The sequence below is a fragment of the Bradyrhizobium sp. S3.12.5 genome, from assembly GCF_040548225.1.
GTDB lineage: Bacteria > Pseudomonadota > Alphaproteobacteria > Rhizobiales > Xanthobacteraceae > Bradyrhizobium > Bradyrhizobium cytisi.
In genome coordinates this window covers 1-4328 of record NZ_JBEPRF010000053.1, presented here as the reverse complement: position 1 = coordinate 4328, position 4328 = coordinate 1, and the positions used below count along the sequence as shown (strand labels likewise).

4 protein-coding genes are annotated in these 4328 nt (G+C 57.9%); 3 read left to right on the top strand and 1 reads right to left on the bottom strand.

Annotated elements, in window-relative coordinates:
• Window positions 1–898: 898 nt before the first annotated feature.
• The 3 genes from ABIC09_RS37245 (at window position 899) to ABIC09_RS37235 (ending at window position 3526) form a co-directional block, all read left to right on the top strand.
• Complete coding sequence (locus ABIC09_RS37245; RefSeq protein ID WP_354112417.1) at window positions 899–1264, top strand: hypothetical protein; 366 nt, start codon at window positions 899–901, stop codon at window positions 1262–1264.
• Between the two features lie 15 nt (window positions 1265–1279).
• Window positions 1280–1678, top strand: coding sequence for a helix-turn-helix domain-containing protein (locus ABIC09_RS37240; protein WP_354112416.1), 399 nt, complete (start codon window positions 1280–1282; stop codon window positions 1676–1678).
• A 564-nt stretch (window positions 1679–2242) separates the two neighbouring features.
• Window positions 2243–3526 (top strand): IS256 family transposase, encoded by a 1284-nt coding sequence (locus ABIC09_RS37235; protein WP_354112415.1) that lies wholly within the window; start codon window positions 2243–2245, stop codon window positions 3524–3526.
• A 467-nt stretch (window positions 3527–3993) separates the two neighbouring features.
• On the opposite strand, the gene ABIC09_RS37230 is transcribed toward ABIC09_RS37235, so the two are convergent.
• Window positions 3994–4328: outer membrane protein (locus ABIC09_RS37230; protein WP_354112414.1), on the bottom strand; the 335-nt coding region annotated here is incomplete at its 5' end.

The following is a 4328-nucleotide window of genomic DNA, read 5'->3' as shown; positions in this document are numbered from 1 at the left end:
GACGGCCATCCCCATAGCCGTATCGAAGACCTCATGCCATGGCGATTCCGCAAAACGTCAAGCCAGCCTCAATAGGGTTGCGGCTAAGCGCTTACCGCAAATCGCATTGCAAACGAAGAAAAAATCTGGCGCACCCGACACGATTCGAACGTGTGACCTTTGCCCTCGGAGGGCACAACAGCCAAAGAAGTTCCTGCGCGACCCGATGGGCTAGCGCAAGGGCCGTTGGGAGGACGACTGGAACTTGCAAGGTACTTTTAGGTTTTATAGGCGCCTTATAATCCGGCTCGCTCGGATAAGGCATTGGATTATAGCACCAGGTTCCGCTCCCGAGCGGACCATAAACCCACAATAAAGTCGCGTCGCCAGGATGGACTCTGAATCGGAGTATCCCGCCGTAGCGGTTCGGCCGTCATCGGCCGCCTCGGCGATCTTCTGAGCAGCGAAAATGCATCCGATCAAGCCGCCGCCGCGCCCGCCAGGGCAAGCGAGTCGGTATTGGCTCCGCCGATTGCGTCTGCAGTGCCGAGAAGCGACTCATGACCTTTTTCTACAGGGCCTCTCAATTCGTAGGCTCTCTTGTCCCGTTCTGGTCTTTTCGATCATGCCGCGCCGGCTGTTGAAGGTCCGGTGTTAGAAGCGAAGCGAACGTTAGGATTCCGATTCCGTTGTAAATATCTGGAACCATTGGTGAGTCCCGGCAGGACTGCGACCCAACCGTCATGAGCGCCGGAAAGTATCTTCGTTCGCCTGTAAAATCCCTTATTTTGAGGGCTTCCCGGTCTTCACAGTTCCGCTTTGCGCGCTATAGTTGCATCATGTCGTCGACTACATTTATAGCTTCTTTTTCCAATATTCGCCGTTATTTGGGGTTGACAGAATATAAGGAATTCCCTATATGCTTGTTTCGTTCGAGGATCCCGGATTGGGAGACGCGGCTGATGAGTTGGAGCAGCTTGGGCACAATTTCGCTTGCGAGATCCTGCTCTACCTGCAGAAAGTCCACAGCGGATCAGTGGATAGCAGGGATCTGTTGCCCTTCTATACGTATAGGGGCGTGGAGATGTTCCATGCTTCCGCGGCGGCTAAGTTTGCGATCTTCGCTGTCGAAATCGATGATGATGGCGATGTGACGGTAACGCTCATGCTCGCGGCTGAGCATGGCGTGCCGATGTACGCTGGAGGGTCTTCCTGGAATGGCGGCGATTATAACGCCTTGAAGACCGGAATACTGAATGCGCGAGCTTCAGTTTGGTTCGTATGAAGAGTGGAGGCTGCAATGGTCAAACTCAAAGTCGACAAAAGTCACAAACGTAGAGTGCGAGCCGTTGCTGAGGTTAGCAGTAAGGGGCGTGGTCGTTCGCTTGCTGATCTGGTCGAAAGAATCGAACGAGCTGATGCAAGCCTTGCAGCTGAAAAGGAACTGTCGAGTGCGGCAATGCGTGCTGGCGAACTAGTTCGGGCCATGCGCAAGGATGCCAGATTCTCTCAGTCACAATTGGCGGATAAGTTGGGTATTAGCCAGGCTCGAATTAGCGAAATCGAATCGGGAGTCGGGACCCAGGGGCCAACTTGGGATCTGATGGAACGAATTTCGGTTGCGTGCGGCAAGACGCTTGGCGTTGCTGCCTCTAGCGATGACCTAGAACTCGCGGCGCACATGCCAATGGCTATGTAGTCTGATCCGTCGATGAGAGCCTGAGATACATGGCGTACTCTTGGTGGGACGCGCTCAAAGACGTGCTCGGCGCCGCGAGTCCAGTATGTATCGCCGTGCCGTGGTTCAGAGACTTTTGGCTGCGCGCTCGCAGATCGAAACTCGAGCAAGTCGAGGCAACAGGACGGCTTGGCAGGCTGAAGGCGTCTGTCGAAGGCTCAATCCGCCAGAAAATTGAGTCCCCCAAGCTGGCCGACATAGTGTGGACCACACTTGGGCTAATGCTAATGTTCATAAGCTTCCTGATTGCCATTATTAGAGGCCTCGCTGATCTCTTGGGCGGAGCTTAATGCAGCGTTCTCCAATGACGCGTGCGTTCAGAACACTGGTCGGCATCTGCGCGCGGTAGTTGTTGCCGCATGTTTCTCACCAAAGCCAGACTGCGCTAACCCGATGATAGCTCTAGTGGGCCAGTGCGCCAGGCTGAGAGCTATCGCCGAAAGTTGGTGACGGTGGGAATCGGAAAGGCGGCATATCGTGGGGGTGCTTGACGCCTCCACTTCTCCACCGAAGGAGCGATATGCCGTGCCACAGGATAACGTTATCAAGCTGATTCAGCCAGGATTCTTCGACGATCAACTCACCGAAATCTTACGCAACGGAGCCCGTGCGCTGCTTGCCAAGGCGGTCGAGGCCGAGGTCGCGGACTTTCTCGACAAGCATGCCGATTTGAAGACCGGGGACGGCCAGCAGCGGGTGGTCCGCCACGGTCACCTGCCGGAGCGCGAAGTGATGACCGGTATCGGTCCGGTCGCCGTCCGCCAGCCGCGTGTACGCGATCGCGAAGCCGCCGCCGCCGATCCAGGCCGCATCCGGTTCTCGCCGTCGATCCTGCCGCCCTACATGCGCCGGTCGAAGTCGATCGAGACGCTGCTGCCGATCCTTTATCTGAAGGGTATATCGACCGGCGACTTCTCCGAGGCGTTGGCGGCGCTGCTCGGCAATGATGCTGCCGGGTTGTCGGCATCGGCCATCGGCCGCCTGAAGGACGGCTGGTTCGACGAGCACGCCGCGTGGCAGAAGCGCGATCTGTCGGCGAAGCGCTACGTTTACATCTGGGCCGACGGCATCCATCTCGAAGCCCGCCTGGAGGACGAAAAGCAGTGCATCCAGGTGCTGATCGGCGCGACGCCGGAAGGCCGCAAGGAACTGGTCGGCTTCACCGATGGCGCCCGCGAGAGCGCACACGACTGGCGCGATCTGCTGCTCGATCTGAAGCGGCGCGGACTCGATGCTTTCCCGCGGCTCGTCATCGCCGATGGCGCACTCGGGTTCTGGAAGGCCGCCGGCGAGGTCTGGCCGAAAACGCGCGAGCAGCGCTGCTGGGTGCACAAAACCGCCAACGTGCTCGCCAAGTTACCGAAGAGCCAGCAGCCGAAAGCCAAACGCGCGTTGCAGGAGATATGGATGGCCGAAACCAAGGCCGCCGCCGAACTGGCGTTCGAGGCATTCATCGAGAGCTACGCGTTGAAATACGACAAGGCGGCCGACTGCCTGGCCAAGGATCGGGATACGCTGCTGGCATTCTACGACTTCCCGGCCGAGCATTGGAAACACTTACGGACCACCAACCCCATTGAAAGCACCTTCGCCACCGTGCGCCATCGCACGATCCGATCGAAGGGCTGCCTATCCAACAAGACTGCGCTCACGATGGTCTTCAAACTGATCGAGGGCGCCCAAAAAAACTGGCGCCGTCTCGACGGTCATAACCAGTTGCCAAAACTCGTTCTCGGTGTGACATTCAACAACGGGGTCGAGGTCATCGCAAAGCCGAATGATCGTCAGCCCGCAACTGCCGCCGCCTGACCGGCCCCGGCCGTCACCAAGATTTGGCGATAGCTCCCAGGCTGACTCGAACCTGAAACCAGAAGGCCGCGTGAGCATGACGAACCTCGCGGGCGACGATGTGCGTTCCGGCCAGCGGCGAGTGCGCCTGCGAACTGTCATGGATCTCGACATTTCGGCCGATGGAAGATCAAGAAAGCTTTGCAGAGGTATTGGCCGGCATTCTCGTTAGTGGCGCGGACCAGATCGCCGTCGACCTCCGTGTCGATTGAGCGGCGGCGATAGCCAAATCGTATTTCTCTCAGCCGGTTGTCCGTTTGATCTTAGCAGACTATCGTCGACCGCTCGAGAAGAACGGTTTCCTTGATGCAGCAACCGCGGCCGGCCGGAATGCATAAGACCGTTTATGGCTCCTGTACATGAAACCAACAGGTCAAAAAAACCCCGGCCCATGGCCGGGGCTTTCAATCTGCGGTTTGAGCGACAGATCAATATTTGAGAAGAATCGGACCGCCGAACTTATAGTTGAGCCGTGCAGTCATAAGATCGAACTCCTGGCGGATGCGATCGGTCCCACCAGCGCGCGCGGCGAAGTTCACCGCCGCGGGCTGCATGAATAAATGATCGTACTCGAAGCCAAGCGACCAGTTCGGCGCGAAACCGTACTCGATGCCGGCTCCTAACGCGCCGCCCCAAAGAACGTGCTCGCTGTTCCCAAGCGGCGCGCCCGTGAGGTTCGAGCTGATCTGATAGGTGTTGCTCGTCACTGCGCCGCCGCCTTTGGCATAAAGCAGTACGTTATCGAAGGCATAGCCGATCTGCC